At 38.0% G+C, this 23,103-nt stretch carries 16 protein-coding genes and 1 pseudogene; 6 read left to right on the top strand and 11 right to left on the bottom strand.

Annotated features, from left to right (window positions below):
• The first annotated feature begins 936 nt into the window (after positions 1-936).
• A complete protein-coding gene (psrA, locus tag DWA31_RS14300; protein ID WP_114327258.1) occupies positions 937-1,563 on the top strand; it encodes a TetR family transcriptional repressor PsrA in 627 nt (208 codons plus the stop codon).
• An 83-nt stretch (positions 1,564-1,646) separates the two neighbouring features.
• On the opposite strand, the gene dsbB is transcribed toward psrA, so the two are convergent.
• Positions 1,647-2,165 (bottom strand): disulfide bond formation protein DsbB, encoded by a 519-nt coding sequence (gene dsbB, locus DWA31_RS14305; protein ID WP_114327259.1) that lies wholly within the window; start codon positions 2,163-2,165, stop codon positions 1,647-1,649.
• Between the two features lie 129 nt (positions 2,166-2,294).
• A complete protein-coding gene (gene nhaD / locus DWA31_RS14310) occupies positions 2,295-3,710 on the bottom strand; it encodes a sodium:proton antiporter NhaD (RefSeq protein ID WP_114327260.1) in 1,416 nt (471 codons plus the stop codon).
• A gap of 415 nt (positions 3,711-4,125) precedes the next feature.
• On the opposite strand from nhaD, the gene DWA31_RS14315 reads away from it, so the two are divergent.
• The 3 genes from DWA31_RS14315 to DWA31_RS14325 all read left to right on the top strand — a co-directional run bounded on the left by DWA31_RS14315 (position 4,126) and on the right by DWA31_RS14325 (position 8,425).
• Entirely contained in the window at positions 4,126-5,427 is a 1,302-nt protein-coding gene (locus DWA31_RS14315) for an ammonium transporter (protein WP_114327261.1), read from the top strand.
• Between the two features lie 402 nt (positions 5,428-5,829).
• Entirely contained in the window at positions 5,830-7,776 is a 1,947-nt protein-coding gene (acs, locus tag DWA31_RS14320) for an acetate--CoA ligase (RefSeq protein ID WP_114327262.1), read from the top strand.
• A gap of 277 nt (positions 7,777-8,053) precedes the next feature.
• Positions 8,054-8,425 carry a DUF2237 family protein gene (locus DWA31_RS14325; RefSeq protein ID WP_114327263.1) on the top strand — a complete coding sequence of 124 codons (372 nt, stop codon included), beginning with the start codon at positions 8,054-8,056 and terminating at the stop codon, positions 8,423-8,425.
• A gap of 72 nt (positions 8,426-8,497) precedes the next feature.
• Here the strand turns inward: DWA31_RS14325 and DWA31_RS14330 are convergent, their stop codons facing one another.
• The 9 genes and pseudogenes from DWA31_RS14330 to DWA31_RS14370 all read right to left on the bottom strand — a co-directional run bounded on the left by DWA31_RS14330 (position 8,498) and on the right by DWA31_RS14370 (position 20,167).
• A complete protein-coding gene (locus DWA31_RS14330) occupies positions 8,498-9,004 on the bottom strand; it encodes a gamma-glutamylcyclotransferase family protein (protein ID WP_114327264.1) in 507 nt (168 codons plus the stop codon).
• A gap of 112 nt (positions 9,005-9,116) precedes the next feature.
• Positions 9,117-9,290, bottom strand: coding sequence for a hypothetical protein (locus DWA31_RS17250; RefSeq protein ID WP_168427357.1), 174 nt, complete (start codon positions 9,288-9,290; stop codon positions 9,117-9,119).
• Between the two features lie 392 nt (positions 9,291-9,682).
• Positions 9,683-13,882 carry an EAL domain-containing protein gene (locus DWA31_RS14335; RefSeq protein WP_114327265.1) on the bottom strand — a complete coding sequence of 1,400 codons (4,200 nt, stop codon included), beginning with the start codon at positions 13,880-13,882 and terminating at the stop codon, positions 9,683-9,685.
• A 177-nt stretch (positions 13,883-14,059) separates the two neighbouring features.
• Positions 14,060-14,212, bottom strand: a pseudogene (locus DWA31_RS14340) (IS1595 family transposase); the annotation flags it as partial.
• A gap of 74 nt (positions 14,213-14,286) precedes the next feature.
• Positions 14,287-15,060 (bottom strand): phosphate signaling complex protein PhoU, encoded by a 774-nt coding sequence (gene phoU / locus DWA31_RS14345; protein WP_114327266.1) that lies wholly within the window; start codon positions 15,058-15,060, stop codon positions 14,287-14,289.
• A 12-nt stretch (positions 15,061-15,072) separates the two neighbouring features.
• Positions 15,073-15,933 (bottom strand): phosphate ABC transporter ATP-binding protein PstB, encoded by an 861-nt coding sequence (gene pstB, locus DWA31_RS14350; RefSeq protein ID WP_114327267.1) that lies wholly within the window; start codon positions 15,931-15,933, stop codon positions 15,073-15,075.
• 9 nt (positions 15,934-15,942) lie between these two features.
• Positions 15,943-17,298, bottom strand: coding sequence for a phosphate ABC transporter permease PstA (gene pstA / locus DWA31_RS14355; protein ID WP_114327268.1), 1,356 nt, complete (start codon positions 17,296-17,298; stop codon positions 15,943-15,945).
• Positions 17,291-18,709 carry a phosphate ABC transporter permease subunit PstC gene (pstC, locus tag DWA31_RS14360; protein ID WP_114327269.1) on the bottom strand — a complete coding sequence of 473 codons (1,419 nt, stop codon included), beginning with the start codon at positions 18,707-18,709 and terminating at the stop codon, positions 17,291-17,293. Before pstC ends, pstA begins: the two co-directional genes overlap by 8 nt.
• Before the next feature lie 381 nt (positions 18,710-19,090).
• Positions 19,091-20,167 (bottom strand): PstS family phosphate ABC transporter substrate-binding protein, encoded by a 1,077-nt coding sequence (locus tag DWA31_RS14370; RefSeq protein WP_245942630.1) that lies wholly within the window; start codon positions 20,165-20,167, stop codon positions 19,091-19,093.
• Positions 20,168-20,620: 453 nt separating this feature from the next.
• Here DWA31_RS14370 and DWA31_RS14375 point away from each other — a divergent pair, with 453 nt between their 5' ends.
• Both DWA31_RS14375 and tyrA read left to right on the top strand, forming a co-directional pair.
• Positions 20,621-21,706, top strand: a complete 1,086-nt coding sequence (locus DWA31_RS14375) for a 3-deoxy-7-phosphoheptulonate synthase (protein WP_114327271.1) — start codon at positions 20,621-20,623, stop codon at positions 21,704-21,706.
• Positions 21,707-21,714: 8 nt separating this feature from the next.
• Positions 21,715-22,848 carry a bifunctional chorismate mutase/prephenate dehydrogenase gene (tyrA, locus tag DWA31_RS14380; RefSeq protein WP_114327272.1) on the top strand — a complete coding sequence of 378 codons (1,134 nt, stop codon included), beginning with the start codon at positions 21,715-21,717 and terminating at the stop codon, positions 22,846-22,848.
• Positions 22,849-23,103: the final 255 nt, after the last annotated feature.

The raw sequence follows: 23,103 nt of genomic DNA on the forward strand, positions 1-23,103 counted from the left end.
ACTTAGTTTATTTAATATTGCTTCTTTAAATTGGCTTGAATGCCTTTGATAGTACACTGTTGTTAACTTACCGCTCCCTGTTTATTTACTAAATTAATTGAGGCGACAACAATCCTGACACAGGGGGCAGCTGTTAACTAGGATCATACCCTTTACCTAAGTCCCAATCCATTAAACCTGAATATTTTTAAATTCTTAAGTTTACAAACTAATTATATTTTATATGTGGTTAGGTAAAGTAGGAATATTGAAAGATATCAGTACCGCAGTACATACAGCAAAGGTAAGTGTTAGGGCAAAAAAAGGCTCATTCAAATGTGAATGAGCCAAAACTACAACATGAAAACATATAAAAGGGAGGTAAACATTACTTTTTTAGTTAGTTTGCTAGGAGCTTTAACCTTTGAAAGTGAAACTATAATAGCGCGCTAAGATGTTTTTTACTGTATAGAAATAGTAACAGTTTGTAATGTTTTGAGAGGCTAATGATAAACATTTACATGTATACCCGTGTTACCTCAAAATGCAGGATTCAGCTGGAATTAGAAACGTCTTTAGGCAAGGCATTGATTGAAGAGAATAGTTATTCTATTGTCAAAATCAATAACGTAGCATAAAACGTTTCTAAACCAGCCCTACGGGGATGTCTGAGCAAATCATGCTCTTCGTTGCATCTGTTTTTAAGGGAATAACCCTTAATAAAAAGATGCGCCTTGAGCATGAATCGCTCAGGCATCCTGAAACTCGCATTTTGAAGTATCACGGGTATATGACCTTGGTTCAGAAGTTTGTCATTAAAAATAGTTCAAATATTGCTCAGAAAAATAAAAAACAACGATGAAGAGGGAATACTCTTGACCTCATCACATTAAGTAAGCTATTTTAAACACGTGTTTGAATCCGGGTGAATGCCCACATCGGTGAGTAATTAAAAGTATGAGTACAAAGACTAAAATTTTAGATGCAGCAGAAGTTCTTTTTGCTGATAAAGGCTTTAATGGCACATCGTTAAGAGAAATAACGAGTCAAGCTGAAGTGAATTTAGCAGCGGTTAATTATCATTTCGGTTCAAAAAAAGAATTAATCAAAGCGGTTATGTCTCGTTATATGAATGAACTATCGCCTCGATTAGAGTCAGCATTAAATGCACTTTGTCTTGAGGAAGTAAAACCTACATTAATAGAAGTATTCTCTGCTTTTCTTGAACCCTTACTACATCTAAATAGCTTTAAAGACAATGGTACGAGTACCTTTTTACAATTACTTGGCCGAGGCTATACTGATAGTCAGGGCTTTTTACGTTGGTTTTTAACGACACAATATCCGGGTGTTTTTACTAAATTTACGCAAGCTGTTCAAAAAGCTTATCCTGAATTAAACAAAGAAGAGATGTTTTGGCGTTTACATTTCACTATGGGGACTATTGTTTTTACCATGTCGTCTAGTGATGCGTTAATTGATATTGCTCAAAATGATTTTGATCGCCAAGTGGATATAGCTGGTGTGATCAAGCAAGTTATCCCTTATGTGGCTGCAGGGGTTGCCGCACCTATTGTTAGATAATTTACTGTTAGATTAACGAAAAATAAAGGCTGTAAATTACTATTTACAGCCTTTATTTACAACCACTATTTAGACGCTATGTTTTAAAGTTTTTTCGCACTAATAAGCCGGTTTATCAATATCAGTAAAAAAGCGACAACATAAGCCCCATATACTACAACCATCCACTGTGGCATGCTATAACCTAAAAATTGCCAACTAATCTCCCCACAATCACCTGTTGCTTCAAACAATGCTGGGATCCACTCATGCAAAGGTGCCCAAGTTGGAAAATTAGGAATAATGTCACAGCTAAAAAATAGCGATCCAGCATTAGCTTGAATTTCTACATGCTCTAAAGCAATGAATAGTCCCCAAACTGCCCCTGTTGACCACAAGCCATAAGCAATAACTCTAGCAATTAAAAAGCTACAGCCCCAAAAGCCAATAAAGCCAGCAAGGATAATTGCGCAAATAGCAACACGTTGATATACGCACATGATGCAAGGGGCTAAGTCCATAGCGTATTGAAAAAACAATGCGCATAGCTCTAGTCCTAAGGCCGATAATGCGAGTAATAACCAAGGTGTGGAATTGGTCGTTAAGTCACTTAAAAATTTCATTTTATTCCTGTGTTTTGTGCCGAGCGTGGATGATAGATAAAAAAAAGCCTCTAAAGTTATTTAGAGGCTTTTTATCATAACAAATAAAATATTTTTGTTAACAATTAAGTTATTTGAAATTGTTACAAATTAAGTGCCATTAATAAGGATGTGAACATAGATACTGGCAGCGTAACCTAAAGCAATGACTGGTGTCCATTTTAAGTGACTGAAGAAGGTATAGTAACCACGTGCTTGTCCCATAAGTGCAACACCAGCGGCAGAGCCAATAGAGAGTAAGCTACCTCCAACACCTGCGGTTAATGTTACTAATAACCACTGTGCATGTGACATATCAGGGTTCATAGTAAGTACCGCAAACATGACCGGGATGTTATCAACAATAGCAGAAAGAATACCAACGAGTATGTTAGCGTTAGTTGCGCCTAGTTCACCGTACATAAATTCAGAGGCCATGCCTAAATAGCCGATAAATCCTAAACCACCTACGGCTAGAATTACACCATAGAAGAAGAATAAAGTGTCCCACTCAGCTCCTGCTATTTTGTCGAAAATATCAAACTCTTTATCGTCTTGATGTTTCTCGTCTTGATTTTTATGTCCTGGCGTTAATGATATATCAACCTTAGAATTACCTGATTTCTTAATGTAGTAACCGAATAGCTTCAAGTAAGCTAAACCTAACATCATGCCAAATACTGGAGGTAAATGTAAGAAGTTATGGAAAGACACGGCGGTAGCAATAGTTAATATAAATAGACCAACGATGGTTAAGCCGCCATGTTTAATTGGCGTCATTTGACTTGATGTTGCTGTTGGTTTACCTGAGGTGATAGCAAACTGCATAATAAATGCAGGGATAACAAAGTTAACAACTGATGGGATAAATAACGCAAAAAACTCAGTAAATTGAACCATACCTTTTTGCCAAACCATTAAGGTCGTTATGTCACCAAACGGGCTAAATGCGCCACCGGCATTTGCGCCAACAACAATATTAATACAGCTTAACGCAATAAATTTAGGCTCATCTTTACCTACGGCGAGAACAACAGCACACATAATTAACGCGGTGGTTAAGTTATCTGCAATAGGAGAGATAAAGAAGGCTAGAATACCCGTTAGCCAAAATAAAGCTTTGTAGCTAAAACCTTTTGCAACCAACCAATCACGAAGCGCATCAAAAACATTTCGCTCTAACATGGCATTGATGTATGTCATCGCAACAAGTAAGAAGAAGAAAAGTTCAGCGTACTCTAAGAAGTTATGACGAATAGCAACTTCTGCAGCGTGTGGCATACCATGAGCGCCATAATAATAGGCAATGAGTATCCAAATTAATCCTGCTGCGAGTAAAACGGGTTTAGACTTTCTTAAGTGCAGTTGTTCTTCTAGAATAACTAAGGTGTATGCTAAAACAAAAATAGCAATGGCAGCATAGCCAATCCAGTGGGCTGTTAAATCTATTGTTTGATGTGCAGCATCAGATGCAAATGCAATACTAGGTACTAGCATTGCCAGTAATATGAATAAAAGTTGTTTCATGTCAGTTCTCAAGTTGTGATTGAAGAGCTTAATTAAATTTCCCCAAGATTCTATCAAAAACTCGAAAAAATGATATAGCTAAGTGATTACAATGGTCATTTATGTCATTAATATTTATGATGTTTGCTATAGATTTGGTGTATAGCCAGTTTGAATGAGGTGGTTTGATTTGCTGTATTGCTAGATTGTATTACTATGCTCTAAATTGGTGCGTCTAACGTTGTCTTTCACTATTATTGTGCAGTAATGGGCGCCACTTGTGATTGTTAGTTAACTATGTATTTGTTTATTATAGATAACTTCTGCTGGCTTATTTTGTGCATACCTTAAGCGAAATTAAATAAAGCGAGTTTTGATTAAATTGAGTTGCACCAATACTTATCAAATATTCGACAAATCAACTTGGAACTAAAAGATGTCAAGAACACTTTCATTTATATACACCCTTGTGCTGTTATTAATACCAACATTCGCTTTCGCTGATGAAGGTTCACTTAATGGCGCTAATACGGCTTGGATTTTAACCTCTACTGCTTTAGTTCTGCTCATGACTTTACCAGGCTTAGCACTTTTTTACGGCGGTCTAGTACGTAAAAAGAATGTACTGTCTATATTGATGCAGTGTTTTTCTATTGGTGCAATTGCTTCTATTTTGTGGCTTGTTGTAGGCTATAGTCTTGCTTTTGGTGAAGGTAATGGCTTTATTGGTGATTTCTCTAAAGTTATGATGCATGGCATTGGAAAAGATGTACTTTCAGGAGATATTCCTGAAAGTTTATTTATGCTCTTTCAAATGACCTTTGCTGTTATAACGCCTGCACTAATTATTGGTGGCTTTGCTGAACGTATGCGCTTTTCAGCGGTGTTAATATTCAGTGCATTATGGTTGTTAACAGTATATGCACCCGTTACCCATTGGGTTTGGGGTGGTGGTTGGTTAAGTCAAATGGGCGTTTATGATTTTGCAGGTGGTATTGTTGTTCATATAACTGCAGGTACAGCGGCGCTAGTTGCTGCTATGGTGATAGGGCCTAGACGCGGTTTCCCCAAAACACCAATGTTACCACACAACTTAACTATGTCAGTTACTGGTGCAGGCATGCTTTGGGTTGGTTGGTTTGGCTTTAATGGGGGGAGTGCTTTAGCAGCAAACGGAGATGCATCAATGGCGATGTTAGTGACCCATATCTCAGCAGCAGCGGGCACGTTGACTTGGGCTGCTATTGAATGGAAAAAATTTGGTAAAGCGAGTGTGTTAGGTGCTGTTACCGGTATGGTTGCCGGCCTAGGTACTATTACACCGGCCTCGGGTTTTGTTGGTCCTGGCGGCGCACTTGTTATTGGTGTTAGTGCTGGCATTGTTTGTTTCTATTCAACGGTATTTATCAAACAGAAATTAAAAATTGATGATTCATTAGATGTTTTTCCTGTGCATGGTGTTGGTGGTATTTTAGGGACACTCTTAGCGGGAGTATTTTCAGCGACCACGTTAGGTGTTTTTAGTGGGTTCGGTTTTGCCGAAGGCATCGCGTCTATGGCAGAACAAGTTGGCGTACAACTTATCGGTATTGTTTCAACCTTAGTTTATACTGGGGTGGTTACCTATATTTTATTAAAGCTTGTCGGATTGATGACAAACGGCTTACGGGTTGATGAAGAGCAAGAGTCTAATGGCTTAGATCAGGTTGAACATGAAGAGTCAGGTTATAATTTATAATTTATAATTTATAATTTATAATTTATAATTTATAACTTTAAATTACTCTCTTATTAAAAGCGTCTTCTGACGCTTTTTTTTATCCTACTTATTAATCAATAGCTATATACTTGCTATTCACAATGGTTATGTAGATATCAATAAAAGGGCTGCTGTTTTCGGTTTCAATGTTAAGGGAAAGCTTATATAAAGCGGTATAGCTTATAATAAATCATAATGGGTTTTGACTTAAAACTATTGTGATTAAGTTGTTAAATTTATGCTAGTACTAAAGGCCTGTAGTAAAACAAGACTAAAGGCGTATATGAAAACAACCACAAAAATTTTAGCATTAAGTAACTGTATTTTTCACAATAAAAATAATACACATCAAGTATAAATAAACCCTAAAGGAACTTCTACATGAATGAATTGAAACTTCGCTATCCTGTATCTGAAAAAGCTAAGGCGCATACCTTTATCGACAGCGCGACCTATGATGCTATGTATAAGCAATCTATTGAGCAGCCAGACGTTTTCTGGGGTGAGCAAGCGAAAGAATTTATTGATTGGTATCAACCTTGGGATGCCGTTAGTAAAGTAGATATGAAAAACTCTGAAGTCAACTGGTTTACAGGTGCTAAATTAAACGTTAGTTATAACTGTATTGATCGCCATCTTGCAACAAAGGCTGATAAAACCGCTATTATTTTTGAAGGTGACAATCCTAATGATGATTTAAAAGTTACTTATCAAGAGCTTCATGATCATGTTTGTCGTTTAGCTAACTTGCTAAAAGAGCGTGGCGTTAAAAAAGGCGATCGTGTTTGTCTTTATATGCCAATGATTCCAGAAACTACTTATGCAATGTTAGCTTGTGCGCGTATTGGTGCAATACATTCTGTTATTTTTGGTGGCTTCTCTACTGAATCAATTAAAGCACGTGTACTTGATGCAGAGTGTGAAGTTGTTATTACCGCAGACCAATCTTTACGTGGTGGTAAAAGTCTCCCACTTAAAGCTAATGTTGATTCTGCTGTTGTAGACTGTCCTTTAGTACATTCTGTTATCGTGGTTGAGCGTACCGGTGGTGATGTTGCTTATAATGATAAAATTGATATTAAATATGCTGCCGCAGTAGCTAAGCAGTCAGCAGTATGTGAGCCTGAAGTAATGGATTCTGAAGATCCATTATTTATTTTATATACCTCAGGTTCAACAGGCACACCTAAAGGTGTTGTTCATACTTGTGGCGGTTATATCTTGTATGCAGCGATGACACATAAATATGTTTTCGATTATAAAGAAGATGAAGTTTACTGGTGTACTGCTGATGCAGGTTGGATTACTGGCCATACTTATATTGTTTACGGTCCATTAGCTAATGGTGCAACTACCATTGTATTTGAAGGTGTTCCAACATACCCTGACGCGGGACGTTTTTGGCAAGTAATTGAAAAGCATAAAGTAAATGTGTTTTATACTGCGCCTACAGCAATTCGTGCATTAATGGCAGGCGGTGATGCACCTGTTGAAAAATGTGATCTTTCTTCATTGAGAATTTTAGGTAGCGTAGGCGAGCCTATTAACCCTGAAGCATGGCAATGGTATTATGAAGTTATTGGTAAGGGCAACTGTCCAATTGTTGATACTTGGTGGCAAACGGAAACAGGTGGTATTTTGATTACGTCTCTACCTGGTGCTGTTGATATGAAGCCAGGTTGTGCTGGTAAGCCTTTCTTTGGCGTACAACCTGCATTATTTGATAAAGACGGTAATACCCTTGAAGGTGAAAACTCAGGTTTATTAGTGATGACGGCTAGCTGGCCTGGACAGTTACGTACTGTATATAACGATCATGCTCGTTTCTATTCAACTTATTTAGGTCAATACCCAGGTAACTACTTTACTGGTGATGGTGCTAAACGTGACGCAGATGGTTTCATCTGGATCACTGGCCGTGTTGATGACGTATTAAACGTATCTGGTCATCGTCTTGGTACTGCTGAAATTGAAAGCTCGTTAGTACACCATCCGGCAGTTGCTGAAGCTGCAGTTGTTGGTTATCCACATGACATCAAAGGTCAAGGTGTATACTGTTACGTTACTTTGATGGACAATGCAGAAGTTACTGATGGACTGGCTAAAGAGCTTCAAGAGTTTGTTGCTGGTGAATTGGGACGTTTTGCTAAGCCTGATTACATTCAATGGGCTCCGGGTTTACCTAAAACTCGTTCAGGTAAAATTATGCGTCGTATATTACGTAAAATTGCTGAAAATGATGTAGACAGCTTAGGTGATACTTCAACACTTGCTGACCCTGAAGTTGTAGGTGATTTAATTAAAAATCGCATTATTCATGCGGGATAATTTAGTCATTAATATATAAAATTATGAAAGCGCCGAAAGGCGCTTTTTTTATGCCTAAATTAAATCGTTAGGTGTTATTATTTTGTAATTAAGTAAAGTAACTGTATGGAATTTACAGATAAATATTTTCACATATTTTGAATGAATAGCAATACTCAAGGCGTTATAACGTTTTTATACGTGGTTTACGCTCACTGAGTACAACTAGTATATAAACGTGTGTAGCTATAAAAAAAATATGCCGTGACAGCAGTATTAAACAGAAATAGGAAATATAATGGAAGAATCAGTTAATGTTTTTGGTGAACCACTAGAAATTTGTGGGGGAAATCCCGTTACAGGTTTTTATCGTGATGGTAAGTGTAATACGTGTAAAGAAGATACTGGCTCACATACTGTATGTATTGAAGCCTCAGAACAGTTTTTAGAATATTCGCGTTTCAAAGGTAATGATCTTTCTACACCTAGACCTGAATTTGGTTTTGAGGGGGTAAATGTTGGCGATGCTTGGTGTTTGTGTGCTGCTAGGTGGATGGAAGCGTTAGCAAATGATAGAGCGCCAAGGGTCTATTTGAAAAGAACTCATATTAAAGCACTTGAAATAGTACCGATGGAGTTATTAAAACCGTACGCGCTTGATTTGAGCTAGCTATTTCTATATAAGCCACGTCATATGTGTATTTCCGGACGCTTATATTGAACTGCTAAGGTAACCTTGGCTTTAATTGTGAAGTAGTAAACTGTACATTGCACGTTGCTTTGCGTCTCGGTTTTTATCTGGGTCCTCTACACACTCAATAGACTCAATTACAGCAAGATAGTCAGTAGGTAGTTTTGTTTCCTTTGCACCAATAATTACGTGATTTAGGTACCAAGAATAAGGTTTTAATGACGCGTCTATTTTGATTGCATAGTATGTTAATGCCTTAAAGACTTCACCCGAGTAGTTTTGTACACAGACTGATTTTTCATCATATCCAAAGCCTAAACTTTCAGCTCGATCTAAAACGTCTTTTTCATTTTTATCTATTTCAAAGAGAGCCCCAATGACGGTGTCTTTGATATTATTCGTTTGAAAAGCATCACACTTTCCAGAGCCATCATCACAATTCATATTAAAACGTAATTGATGATTGGTAAGTGTGACTATTTCAAGCTTTTTGGCACTTGGTACTCGCTCTTGAAGTCTTAAAAGTGACATATTTGAACCGTATGCAAAATATTTCATTAAACCTCCTGTATATACCCATGATACTTCAAGATGCGCGTTTCAGGACACCTGAACGATTCATGATCAAGACGCATCTTTATCTAACGGCTTTATTAGCGCTGTGACCTGGTCAATATGAACTATTACGTGCACGTAAAGCCTCTACTGAAAAATAGATTAAAAATAGGCCATCAAGAGCTTTTAGTTCAATCATGATCATTATTGACACTGAAGCAGCTAACATAGAGCCCAAATCCACCAAACATCGCGCAATATAAACGGCATTATCTGACGCTATACCCAAGGCAACACCAATAGGCGATTACTTTATCTGTGCGCATTATTAATTGCGCTTCAAACTTTTAGCCATATATTTTCTAATAAATTATTTGTGTTATATTACTGAAAAGGTTCTACAATAAGCGGTAAAGTGAAACAATGTCTTATACACAAACAGCAACATACTCGTCTACACGATAACACCAGAAACAATATTAGTCGTTTCCGTTGTTTGCAGATTCACCGATAAATTCTTTATACCTCGTAAGGCACGCCACCTGCTTTTTAACATAAAAAGTCTGTACTCCTTCAATACCGAGTACACCATTAATTTTAGCTGATATTATCGATGGTAAACACAGAAAATATCGCCTTTAAAAGTTATTTTTAAGGCTATGTTTCACTGTTTAGTCATGTTTATAACAGAAAATTAACGTGTTTCTGTAATGTAGTCAATGACTCTAACACCTTACTTTTTAGTGCCAATAGCTCTTTTGAAAGCAGGATTGCCGATTCTTTATTACCCTCATTATAGAGTTGAATAATTTGATGACCTGTTTTATGAACATCGATATGAATGCTTTCTAATGCTCGAAATGCTTCCATGTGACCAAACTGTTTTTTACCCTGATTGTTATACCAGTTACCTAGTCGGCATTCGTTATGATTGGTAAGCTCACCAAGCTCTAACCTATGTGTGTGACCATTTAAAACATGAAATATTTCCTCAATCCACTTAATGTGATCACTTTTTGCCAATACTAAGGGCAGATTACTCATTTCCCATGTAGAACCTGACCAGATAGACCATGATTCATCAGGCGTGTAGTGTTGCATCCAATGGGGTAGTTCATCTGCAGGCATGGGTCTAGCAATGCCATAACCTTGAGCACATTCACAACCTATGCGCATCAACAAAACACCATGCTCAGCAGTTTCAACACCCTCAGCGATGACATCACGGTTGAAAGTCTTTGCTAAACCAATAATGCCTTCAATTAACGCCAAATCATCATCGTCTTCTAACATATTCCGTACAAAACTTTGATCAATTTTAATGGTATTAGCAGAAAGGTTTCTCAAATGGGTTAAAGAAGAATACCCCGTACCAAAGTCGTCTAAAGCAACAGAAACACCTATTACGTCTTGACAGCTTTTGATAATACCACTTATATCATTCAGATCACCAAGAGCACTGCTTTCTAATATTTCTAACTGCAAGCTTTGTGAATCTACATTAGGATATTTACTCAATGCTTCATTAAGCTGGTCAAAGAAAACAGGCGATTCCAGATGATGAGAAGAGATATTAATGCTCACTTCAAGCTTAATATCTTGTTGTTGCCAATGATTCATTTGTTTCAATGCCTGATTAATGACCCAGCCGCCAATCTGAATTTCTAAATTAGTACCGTCAATAAGTGGCAGAAAGTCGAGCGGTGGGATCAAGCCTTTTTCAGGGTGTATCCAACGAATTAATGCTTCAGCACCAAACACTTCCCCTGTTTTCATGTTAACTTTAGGCTGATAATACAGTTGAAATTCTTTATTCACTAATGCTTGTTTAATCCCTTGCAGCTGAGATTGTTCATGCCTGAGTTGTTGGTCATAAGCAGTGTTGAAGAGCTGTTGTTGATTTTTACCAGCCAACTTAGCTTTATACATCGCCTGATCAGCATGACGTAATAAGATATCTAGGTCGGTATCATCAATAGGATATATAGTAGTGCCGATGGATACGCTGACCTTATGCGGATAATCATCAATAATATACGGTCGCGCCAACACACTACGAATCCGATATAGCAGCTGCTCACATTGTGCATAGGATTCAATATCCGTCAATAAAAGAGCAAACTCATCACCGCCTTGGCGTGAAACAGTATCTACTTCTCTGATGGTTTCTTTAATACGACCAGCCACCCCAATTAATAATTGATCGCCAACACCATGACCAAAGTTATCATTTACGGATTTGAAGTTATCTAAGTCTATGAAACAGATGGCAATCATCTTGTCAGTGCGCTTACTGCGCGCCACTGCTTGGCTAAACCGATCGGCAAATAACGCCCGATTAGGTAATTTAGTAAGTTCATCATAATGTGCCATAAAACTGAGTTTATCTTCGGCTGATTTTTGAGCGCTTATGTTTTGTATCGTTCCCCTCATTTTTAGGCGTGTGCCATTTGAGTTGAACTCTATTTCCCCCTTAGTACGCATCCACCGCCTATGTCCTTCAATATCCGTAATTCTATATTCGACATCGATGTCTTTACTTTCAGTCATATGGCGATTAATGGCCTCATTGACACGCATATGATCTTCAGGAATGATGGATTTGAGAACATCATCCCAATCAGAATTTTCGGCTGACCTAGGAAATTTCAGCTGTTGAAAAACATTATCGGAGCAAAAGCTTTTATTAGTAATAAAGTTGTATTCCCACGTACCTATACCACCAGATTCTTGACTCAACCTTAATCTTGCCTCACTTTCTAGCAGCAGATCTTCTGCATGTTTTCGCTCGCTTTCTAACAAAACCTGTGCAAATAAATCAGAAATAGATCTAGCAAAATCCTCAGCTTCTGTTGTCCATGTTCTTTTAGGGCCGATGTGTTCATGGCAAGTGACACCAACTAGCTTACCTTTAATACGAATAGGTGTATCTAGTATAGATGTTATACCTAACGGTATTAAATACCCTTCTCTCAACTCTTGTGTCGAAGGGTGATGTTGTGCGTCATTCGCCACGATAAACCCAGTATCATTTAATACCTCGAAATAACGCGGGTAGTCTAATGTTTGAAGTGTGAGTAATTCAGTTGCAAGTTCACCATGACTGTATAAGGCTTGACAGATAAAGGCAGTCCTATCTTCATTGAAAAGCCAAACGCTGACACGAGAAACCTCTAGTTGCTGGGCATCAACAGTAATAATTTTAGTGAATGCATCATTCTGGTCAAGGAAGGTTTCTTTTCCTAGCTTTAAAAGCACGTGTTGGTTTTGTAAAACCTGTTCTTGATGTTGATGTAACGCAGCGGCGGTTCGTTCACGTTCAACAGTTGATTTAACTCGCTCAATTTCAATAGCGGCTCTAGCGGCAAGACTCTTTAATAGACCTAATGTAGTCTGATAATTAGACATGGGTTGGTCATCAACCATTGATAACAGGCCTATTGTTTTCCCTGTCCCGTCTTTAAGTGCCACTCCAATATAACTGTCAGCCGCCATATCAACCAGCATAAGATCCTCAGGAAACAATTGTTGGATATCATTAGGCCAAAAAGAGACCTTATCATCGTCATTGACCACGGTAGCGCAGGGCGTTCCTATTAAGGAATAGCTGAAATTCTCTCCAAACTCGCCATTTGCCCATACGGCAATAACGTTCGCTTGAGTATTATCATCTTCGTTGAGCGTGGCTATAAAGGCATAACGCATATCATGTGATAACGCCAGTTGACGCACAATAGTTTTGAAAATGTCACCCTCTGCTGTCGATATACCCGTTTCAGCTAAGGCTTGTAACACCAGTTCACTACGTTTTTGGTCGGTAATGTTTCTATTAATACCGATCATGCGAATAGGCTTATTATCTTCGTCCCATTCAATAATTTGCCCCACTGAACTCAACCATTGCCAATTACCAGTGGCGGCTTTTATCCGGTATTCTGCCACGGTAGGCCCATCTGTTTTGAGGCATTCGTCAAAAAAGCTTAAAACAGAGTCTTTATCGTCGGGATGAATATTTCTTTGCCATATGTTTAGATTGAATTTGAGCCGTGTGTGCGGGAGGTCTAATAACTTCGGGAATTCGTCACTAACCTCAACGTCACCGGTTAGTAGATTGGCATCAAACCAGCTCTGATGGGCACTACTCATTGCGTGGCTAAGACGTTCCTCACTGAGTCGAAGGTCTGATGTTTGATGCCGAATCGTTTCACGCTGTTCATTGGTTATAGTTGTAAGTCTAGATGTTGCTACGCGATAGAGCGGGTAACCAAATAACAAAAACAGCACCGCGATGGCAAGTGAGCGATAAACCTGTTGGTTGAGTAGTGCTTCGATATGTGAAATTGACAGATCAGCAACGGCGAGATAAAACGTACCATCTTCTGAATAAGAAGGAATAAATACACTTCGAAATGTTCCCCATTGATCAGTATATTCAAGATAACTTTTTTTCTTGTTGTTAAAAATATCAAAAACACGAGGGTCGACATCGTCGTAATGATCAAAATAAAAACTCAACTTTTCGCCTGATTCACGTTCTTCAGGTGTTGCACTGGACGAGGTGAAAAGCACTTTATCCTTGCGCAAAATAAGTGTGTAGAGGTAGATGATATCTCGTTGATCAGTGAAAGCTGATAGCGCTAAAATATTATTGTAAATTTGCTCTTCTGTTAAGCTATCGGCTTGCATGCCCTTATAATGTAGCGTTTCAGGCAGTAATAATCGAGCTGTAAGCGAGGCATCTTCAAGTTGCCGATCAAGCTGATTGTATAAGGTTACTTTTTCCTGAAGGGCGCTGAAATAAGTAAACCCGATCACCCAAAGAACATACAGCGATGCGATAATAAGAATTTTGTTTTTATGTGGGATAACTACACGCTTCATTGTTTACGTAAATACTCTTTTTTAAGCAGTTGATTTAATAATAAATCATAACCATCCTAAAGACCATTATTAACCAAATATCGCTAAGAGCTCAAGTGGTCAACTAATTATTAACAACTGTTTAAAATCGCAATGAGCACGAAGCTGCCGTTAGCAAACGTAAAGTTTCTTTTCTGATTATTCATAAAGCACAGTCATATTCAATCGCTTGTTCTGCATTGGAGGTATTTGTAAAGCAATATAAACAAATTGAGGTAACATATCCTCTAGCTGAAAACGTCGATTAAAGCGGTAACTAAATTCAGCTAAATAAAGGAGGGGTTCTGGTTTGTTCAAAATAATAGCTGTCGGCTGTGCGACACCTATTATTTTGAACTATTTGATAATGGGAATGCAGTGAAGCGCTAGCTTGATATGCTTGCTTTTATTTGTTCAATCGTTGAATGGCGAACATCTTTACCTTCGACCAAGTAAACAATGTACTCACACAGGTTAGTTGTGTGATCGCCAATGCGTTCTAAGGCTCTGGCACACCAAGTTACCCGTAAAGCATTTTTAATTTCACGTGGGTTTTCCATCATTTTGGTGACGAGTAAACGTGAAATGTTATCGAACTCTTCATCAACGATATTATCATTTTTGATGATTTCTAATGCGGCTTTAACATCCATTTGCGCGTAAGCGGTCAAGGCTTTATTTAAGGTTTCACTGACATGTTTACCCAAATGTCTCAGTTCAACTAAGGGTCTTGAGCCTTCTTCTTCGGCAAAGTTTCCTTTAGCCAGTTTGATGGCATTTCTGCCAAACTTAACCGATTCATCACCCATGCGCTCAAGATCAGTAATACTTTTAAGTACGCTGACTATTAAGCGTAAATCACTAGCAGCAGGTTGGCGGCGAGCTAAAATTTGTGTGCAGTATTCGTCAATCTCTAATTCCATGGTATTGACTTCGTGATCACGCTCTATCACCTGTACTGCGAGTTTGGCATCGGCATTTAATACGGCACTTAGACCATCGTTAACTTGTTGTTCAACTAATGCGCCCATGTCCATTACTAATGTTCTCACTTGTTCTAACTCTTCATTAAAACGACGAGAAATATGTTTATCTAAATGTAGGTTTTTAGTAAAACCTGAAGGATTATTAGTTTTTTCTGTTGTTGTAGCTGTTGTCATTTTCTTCTCCATTTAACCGAAACGGCCAGTGATATAGTTTTCAGTTAATTTATGACTGGGGCGAGTGAAAATGTCTTCAGTTTTACCCATTTCAACTAATTTACCCATATGGAAATAAGCGGTGTGTTGTGATACTCGAGCGGCTTGTTGCATTGAGTGAGTGACGATTGCTATGGTATATTTTTCCTTTAGCTCGTCAATTAACTCTTCAATGATAGCAGTGGCAATGGGGTCAAGTGCCGAGGCTGGTTCATCCATTAGAATAACTTCAGGGCTTACTGCTATTGTTCTGGCAATACACAAACGTTGCTGTTGCCCGCCAGAAAGACCAGTGCCGGGGTCATTAAGTCGATCCTTTACTTCGTTAAATAATCCCGCTTTTTGTAAGCTAGTTTCTACAATTTCATCTAATTCAGCTTTGTTGTTAGTTAAACCATGGATACGCGCACCGTAAGCAACATTTTCATATATTGATTTAGGGAAAGGGTTAGGCTTTTGAAATACCATACCAACACGAGCGCGAAGTAGCACAGGATCTAATTTTTTGGCATAAATATCTTCACCATCAAGGATGAATTGTCCGGTAATATTACAAATGTCGATGGTATCGTTCATTCGGTTTAAACTACGTAAGAATGTTGATTTACCACAGCCTGATGGACCAATAAGGGCAGTTACTTGGTTTTTAGCTAAATCTAGGCTGATATTTTCAATGGCTTGTTTATCACCATAATAAATATTGGCGTTCCTAATAGACATTTTGGCGTCATCAGCATAAATATTACCAACAGTTTGGTTTAGCTCTATTTGAGACAAGTCAGTTTGCGTTGTTTCATTCACATGCCCTTGTTTGGGTATCGTTATAGCGTTCATTATGTTGTCCTATCTCTTTTCAAATTTACTGCGCAGCATAGTCGCGGTAAGGTTTATTATTAATAATAATGTTAATAACACTAAAATGGCTGCGGAGGTTTTCGCTAAAAATGCCCTTTCAGGGCTATCAGCCCATAAAAATATTTGCACGGGGAGAACGGTGGCAGAATCAATGATACTGGTGGGTACATCAACAATAAAAGCCACCATACCAATCATTAACAATGGCGCTGTTTCGCCTAATGCTTGTGCTACACCAATGATGGCTCCCGTGATTATCCCGGGCATAGCTTGTGGCAATACATGAGAGAATGTCACTTGCATTTTTGAAGCACCTAAACCTGTGGCTGCTTCTCTTATTGAAGGTGGAACGGCTTTTATTGCAGCACGACTGGCAATAATTATGGTAGGTAAGGTCATTAGGGTTAATACAATGCCGCCAACTAAAGGAGCAGAGCGGGGCAATCCAAATAAATTAATGATCACTGCTAAGCCCAACAGACCAAAAACAATAGAGGGCACAGCAGCCAAATTATTGATGTTTATTTCAATGAAATCGGTTAAACGATTCTTAGGGGCAAATTCTTCTAAATACAGTGCACCGGCAACGCCTAACGGGAATGATAGTAACAAGGTGACAAATAAGGTGAGTAAAGTGCCCATTAACGCGCCTTTAATACCCGCAAGTTCAGGCTCTCGAGAATCACCGGAAGTAAAGAAGCTAAAGTTAAACCGACTTTCAACACGATCACTAGAGGTAAGCTTTGCCAACCACTGTGCTTGGCTTTGGTTAATCCTCAGTCCAGCTTCACCTGAAGAAAATGCCTCTTTAAGGTAACTGTCTACGTCATCATCAAGTCTCACCCACACCTGTGTTTTTTTATCAAATAATTGTGGTGAAGCGAGTAAGTTATCTTTAAGGGTAAACTCAGCATTACTACTGAACAACTGGGTTAGTTTACGTTTGTCTTTACGGCCACTAACATCAGGAAACATTTGATAAAGTGATTTTTTCAACACATTACGATAGTTTGCTTTGTTCAGTTGCTTAGCCGTAGGAATTTGTCCTGAGTACTCATCAGTACTAACACCAATCTCAAGCCAAGATGCCTGATAGTTAACATCAAGTTTAACCCAGTGTTGATGAAAAGCTGGTAGTGCTTTTGAGGTAATATCCCCAATCAGAATAACCACCAGTAAAAAGCCAAATAACACTGCAAAAAGCCCCATACTTTTAAAGCGCTTTTCTTTACTGTGACGCTTTTTAAGACTTAGTGATACTTTTTCTGTGGTAGAAAGCGTGTTTATAGCAGTAGTGTTATCTACGTTTTTGTTTATATTTATGTTTTTGTTTATGCTAGTCATATTGTTCTCGATATTTTCTAACTACTTTTAATGCTAAAACGTTTAGACCGAGCGTAGTGATAAATAGCATCAAACCTAAAGCAAAGGCGGCTAAGGTTTTTGGACTATCAAACTCTTGATCCCCAGTGAGCAATGTCACTATTTGAACGGTTACCGTTGTTACCGAATCTAGTGGGTTGGCTGTTAAGTTAGCAGCCATGCCTGCTGCCATTACCACAATCATGGTTTCACCTATAGCGCGAGAAATGGCCAATAATATCGCGCCAACAATGCCCGGCAATGCTGCAGGTAATAATACCTTTAAGACTGTTTCACTTTTTGTTGCGCCCATGCCAAGAGAGGCTTCTTTTAATGCGTTAGGTACCGCGCTAATAGCATCTTCTGATAGTGATGACACAAAAGGAATTATCATTGTACCCATGACTAAGCCAGCTGCTAATGCGCTTTCAGAGGCGACACTTAACCCTAATGATTCACCCATATTACGAATGACGGGTGCTACGGTTAAGGCGGCAAAAAAGCCATAAACAACCGTTGGAATGCCCGCTAATACTTCCAGCATAGGTTTAGCAAAAGCACGTAATTTTGATGAAGCGTATTGAGATAAGTATATGGCAATCATTAAACCAACAGGTACTGCCAATAACATGGCAATAAAGGTAATTAACATAGTGCCAGCAAATAATGGAATTGCGCCAAAAGCTCCAGAGCCACCTACTTGGTCAACACGCATTGCTGTTTGTGGACTCCATTGTGTACCAAACATAAATTCTACCGGTGACACACTTTTAAAAAATTGAATGGATTCAAACAGCACTGAAATAACGATGCCAAGGGTTGTTAGAATAGCAACGGCAGACGACGCAACTAATAAGGCACGTATAATGCTTTCTGACTTTTGTCTGGCTTGGTAAGTTAGGCTAAATTTTCTGACTAAAATAGTAACACTGACACACGCAATGATTAATACTAACGCTGTTTTGAGCCAAGTTGCTTGTTGATTTAATGTTTGTAAGGTAAATGCAGCGTTATATTGAGTTTGCGTCTTTATCTCACTGTTTTGGCTTAATGTTTGTAAAATATCAGATGCTGTTTCTGAATTTGCGATTGAACGAATGTTGTTCAAGTATAAGCCGAGATCAACGCTTGATAATGATTGAATATTTAACGGTAGTGTTGAGGTGAGTAATTGTTCAACAACAATATGTTCACCACTATTAAAAATGAGTAATGTAATTAATGCAGGTAAACCACAAACCATAGCAGTTAATAAACCAAACTGTTGCGGAAGGCTAGTCAGTTCTTTCTTATGCTGAGCGCCACCCGCTACTTTTAAGGAACGTTGCATACCAAACCAATAACTAAATAGTGTTAGGAAAAGCAAAACAAAAAATAATAAAGATGAATTCATATTTAGAAACTAATTTTTAGAAAAACTAATGTTTGAAAAAGAAACCCAACCATTGATAACAATTATTGATGAAAGATATTGTTAACAATGGTTGGGAATGTTATACCCGCTCCACTTGAAGATGCTCGTTTCAGGAAGTCTGAGCGATTCATAATCAAGGCGCATTTTTTTATTAAGGGTTATTCCCTTAAAAAGAAAGGGAACGCAGAGTATGATTTGCTCAGCCTTCCCCGAGGGGCTGGTTTAGAAACGCTTTATACTGCGTTATTAATTTTGAGAAGGGAATAACCATTCTCTTCAATCAATGCCTTGCCTAAAGACGTTTCTAATTCCAGCTGAATCATGCATCTTCAAGTGGAACGGGTATATACAGCGCTGTTGCTAGTTCAACACTAATGGAGAAAGAGACAATACACTTTGGCGAACTTTTACTAGTTTCTCAGTACCTAATGGGATTAATCCTTTATCTGTTAAATAACCTTCTTCGCCCATAGCGGCTTCACTGGTGAATTCTTTCAAAAATTCTAAAATACCAGGGACTTTGTTTACGTGTGCGTTTTTCACATAAAAGTATAATGGGCGTGAAACTGGGTAAGACCCATCAGCAATCGCTTCAAAAGTAGGGCTTTGACCATCAATAATTGAACCTTGTAGTTTGTCGCTGTTTTGGTCTAAAAAGCTAAAACCAAAAATACCAAAAGCTTTAGTATTTGCAGATAATTTTTGTACTATTAAGTTATCGTTTTCACCTGCTTCGATATAGGCGTGATCTTCACGAACGCTGTGACAAATTTCTTTGTATTTTGATTTATTTTGTTTTTTAATGGCTTTAATCCATGAGAATTTTTTACAACCACCTTCGAGCACTAATTCAGCAAATGCATCACGCGTTCCTGAGGTTGGTGGCGGACCTAATACTTCAATTTTATTGGCAGGTAATGTAGGATTAATATCACTCCATAATTTGTATGGGTTAGCGACTAATGTTTCACTGCCGTTTCTAGCAGGAACGTCTTTTGCTAAGGCTAGAAATAACTCTTTGCGGGTAATCTTCATTGGCTTGGTCGTATTTGAATTTGCAACAACAATACCGTCATAACCTACGAGTACTTCTGTAATGCTTGTTACGCCATTTTTAACACACATATCAAATTCACTTTTTTTCATTCGACGTGATGCATTAGAAAGATCAGGTGTGTTGATGGCATTACTCGCACAAAATAACTTCATACCACCACCCGTACCGGTAGATTCGATTTTTGGTGTTTTAAAGTTAGTGTTTTTACCAAAACGCTCGGCAACTACGGTTGAGAAAGGATACACAGTAGATGAGCCAACGGCAGTAATAGTGTCTCGATTACTTTGAGCACTGGCAAAGCTGCCGGTTAAGGCAACCGTTACAAGCGATAGGCTTATTATTGTTTTCTTCAGATTCATTTTATTAGTAAAAGTGTTCATATGATTTCTCATTTTTAATTGAATTAATAATTTTTAGACTGAATATTGTGTCTAGGTTCGAGCTCATTTTTTAACTGTGTGCAGTGTAGAAATTTTATGTGACAACTAAGTGAACGATTTATGACACTTGTGTGACAACGAAAAATTTATCGTGGTAAATGTTTTTGTAGCTGTCAAAATTGGGCTGTAAACTTAAATGAGTAGTGAGCTTATATTGAAGTGATTATAAGAAAGCTAACCTCTTTTATATTTTTTATAAAAGGTACTGTACTCGGCTAAATTTATGTGTAAAAATAACCTTACAAACCGCGTAACTAAATCTTTACGATATTGTGTTTTTATTTTATGTCAAGCTACAGGTCTTTAAAACTGTACTTTGTACTTTTCAATATTTTCTGCAAATCTTGTTTTATCCTGCGCATTTTTAATGATTAGTTTTTTTAGGAATGAATAATGTCGTCTACAACTCATAAAAGTACCTTAAATGATATCCATGTTAACGAAGAGCATGTATTAATTACCCCTGAGCAACTTAAAGAAGTATTGCCGTTAAAAGAGTCTAGCCGAGAGTTTGTAAAGTCTGCCCGTAAAATAATTGCAGATATTATCCACAAACGTGATCCGCGCTTATTAGTTGTCAGTGGTCCTTGCTCTGTACATGATGTTAATGCAGCAAAAGAATATGCCCGTGAACTTAAAAAGCTACATGATAAACATCAAGATTCTTTATATATTGTTATGCGTGTGTATTTTGAAAAGCCTCGTACTACGGTTGGCTGGAAAGGATTAATTAATGATCCTCACATGGATGGCTCGTTTGATGTTGAATCTGGCTTGAGAAAAGCACGTGAATTACTTATTTATTTAACTGAACTTGGTTTACCACTTGCCACTGAAGCACTTGATCCGATTAGTCCGCAATATTTAGCTGAGCTATTTAGTTGGTCAGCTATTGGTGCACGCACTACAGAGTCACAAACCCACAGAGAGATGGCGAGTGGTTTATCTATGCCTATAGGCTTCAAAAACGGTACTAATGGTAGTTTAGATGTAGCAATTAATGCTTTGCAGTCAGCGGCTTCATCACATCGTTTTATGGGAATTAACCGTCAAGGGCAGGTCTCTTTAATTAAAACTTCTGGTAATCCTGATGGTCATGTTATTTTACGTGGCGGAAAACAGCCTAACTATGACAGTGTTAACATTAGTGAATGTGAGCAAGTTTTAGCTAAACATAAGTTAGAGCCTGGTATCGTGGTCGATTGTAGTCATGGGAATTCAAATAAGGACTACCGTCGTCAACCACTTGTTGCTACTAATGTTTTTAACCAAATTTGTGAAGGCAATAAGTCTATTATTGGTATAATGTTAGAAAGCAACATAAAGGCCGGTAATCAAAGTAGTGATTTAGCGTTTGATGATATGGAGTATGGTGTTTCGGTAACTGATGCTTGTATTGATTTAGACAGTACAAAAACTTTATTAGCTGAAGCTGATGCAATGCTTAGTGATACACTTAAGCAACGTATAACTTTATAAGAGAAACTATGAGTGATTTTGAAGACAATCTTAAAATTTTACGTAATGAGATTGATGACATTGATAGCCAGTTAGTTGCCTTACTGGCCAAACGTTTAGCGGTAACAACCAAAGTTGGCGCCCTTAAAAGCCTTGAGGGTGTGCCTATTTTTGCACCTGAGCGTGAAGCCGCTTTAATTAGTAAACGTAGAGAACAAGCCCAAGAGGCTGGTTTAAGTGGTGATTTAATTGAAGATGTATTACGTCGCTTAATGCGCGACTCTTATATAAGTCAAGATGCTAGTGGTTACCAATGTATTAATCCTGATTGTAAAAAAGTTGTGGTTGTTGGTGGTAAAGGGCAATTAGGTGGTGTTTTTGTTGATTTGTTTAAACGCTCAGGTTATCAAGTAGCGATTCTTGAGCAAGATGATTGGCCTAATAGCGATGTTATTTTAGCAGATGCAAGTTTGGTAATCGTTGCAGTACCCATTCGCTTAACTTCACAGGTTATTAATCATTTAAATAATTTACCTGCGGATTGTATTTTAGCTGACTTTACCAGTGTAAAAGAGTCTCCCTTATATGAAATGATGAAAGTGCATTCAGGGCCTGTCGTCGGTTTACACCCTATGTTTGGACCAGATGTGACAGGGTTAATTAAACAAACCATCATTGTTTGTGATGGCCGCGATGAATCACAATATCAATGGTTGTTAAAGCAGTTTCAAGTGTGGGGTGCCAAAATTTATCAAGTAGCGGCTCATGAGCATGATCAGGCTATGTCTATGGTTCAAGTAATGCGACATTTTTCTACCATTGCTTATGGATATCATTTAATGGCAGAAGGGGCTGACATTGAGAATTTGGTTAATATGAGTTCACCCATTTATCGATTAGAGTTGATCATGGTAGGTCGTCTATTTGCACAAAACCCTATTTTATACTCAGATATTATTTTTGCTAACCCTGAAAATATCACCATGATGAAGCGTTTTGCCTATCGTTTTCTTGAGCTATTAGAAGATGTAGAAATGGGTGATAAAGATGCTTTTGTGACTATGTTTAAGCAAGTGTCACATTGGTTTGGTGATTATGCTAATGACTTTTTGGCAGAAAGTAAAACGATGTTATTAAAGGCTAATGAGTTGAAAAAACACTAGTCCGCCGAGCCTATAATAGTTGATTGTTGGTTCAGATAAACGTTATACCAAATGAAATAATGAATGAGTCAATTCAGAGCTGTGTCAGGGAAGTTAGAACAAGCAAAATTTGTGCGTATATAGTCGTTTGTTAACACCACTCTAAAAGAGCAGGTATTTGCCGAAGTTTAAAATGACCAGATTTTTACCTATCAAAAAATCATTATCTAAAATGATCAATTCAAGTGTTCAAAGCAAACATTAAAATCAATAAAC

This window comes from Candidatus Colwellia aromaticivorans, assembly GCF_003333305.1.
Lineage (GTDB): Bacteria > Pseudomonadota > Gammaproteobacteria > Enterobacterales > Alteromonadaceae > Colwellia > Colwellia aromaticivorans.

Excerpts from the sequence above, each read along its gene's own strand:
- DWA31_RS14335 (WP_114327265.1), bottom strand. The coding sequence starts at position 13,882 with ATGAAGCGTGTAGTTATCCCACATAAAAACAAAATTCTTATTATCGCA.
- nhaD (WP_114327260.1), bottom strand. The coding sequence starts at position 3,710 with ATGAAACAACTTTTATTCATATTACTGGCAATGCTAGTACCTAGTATT.
- tyrA (WP_114327272.1), top strand. The coding sequence starts at position 21,715 with ATGAGTGATTTTGAAGACAATCTTAAAATTTTACGTAATGAGATTGAT.
- acs (WP_114327262.1), top strand. The coding sequence starts at position 5,830 with ATGAATGAATTGAAACTTCGCTATCCTGTATCTGAAAAAGCTAAGGCG.
- phoU (WP_114327266.1), bottom strand. The coding sequence starts at position 15,060 with ATGACAACAGCTACAACAACAGAAAAAACTAATAATCCTTCAGGTTTT.
- DWA31_RS14375 (WP_114327271.1), top strand. The coding sequence starts at position 20,621 with ATGTCGTCTACAACTCATAAAAGTACCTTAAATGATATCCATGTTAAC.
- DWA31_RS14330 (WP_114327264.1), bottom strand. The coding sequence starts at position 9,004 with ATGAAATATTTTGCATACGGTTCAAATATGTCACTTTTAAGACTTCAA.
- dsbB (WP_114327259.1), bottom strand. The coding sequence starts at position 2,165 with ATGAAATTTTTAAGTGACTTAACGACCAATTCCACACCTTGGTTATTA.
- DWA31_RS14370 (WP_245942630.1), bottom strand. The coding sequence starts at position 20,167 with ATGAACACTTTTACTAATAAAATGAATCTGAAGAAAACAATAATAAGC.
- pstB (WP_114327267.1), bottom strand. The coding sequence starts at position 15,933 with ATGAACGCTATAACGATACCCAAACAAGGGCATGTGAATGAAACAACG.
- pstA (WP_114327268.1), bottom strand. The coding sequence starts at position 17,298 with ATGACTAGCATAAACAAAAACATAAATATAAACAAAAACGTAGATAAC.
- DWA31_RS14325 (WP_114327263.1), top strand. The coding sequence starts at position 8,054 with ATGGAAGAATCAGTTAATGTTTTTGGTGAACCACTAGAAATTTGTGGG.
- psrA (WP_114327258.1), top strand. The coding sequence starts at position 937 with ATGAGTACAAAGACTAAAATTTTAGATGCAGCAGAAGTTCTTTTTGCT.
- pstC (WP_114327269.1), bottom strand. The coding sequence starts at position 18,709 with ATGAATTCATCTTTATTATTTTTTGTTTTGCTTTTCCTAACACTATTT.
- DWA31_RS14315 (WP_114327261.1), top strand. The coding sequence starts at position 4,126 with ATGTCAAGAACACTTTCATTTATATACACCCTTGTGCTGTTATTAATA.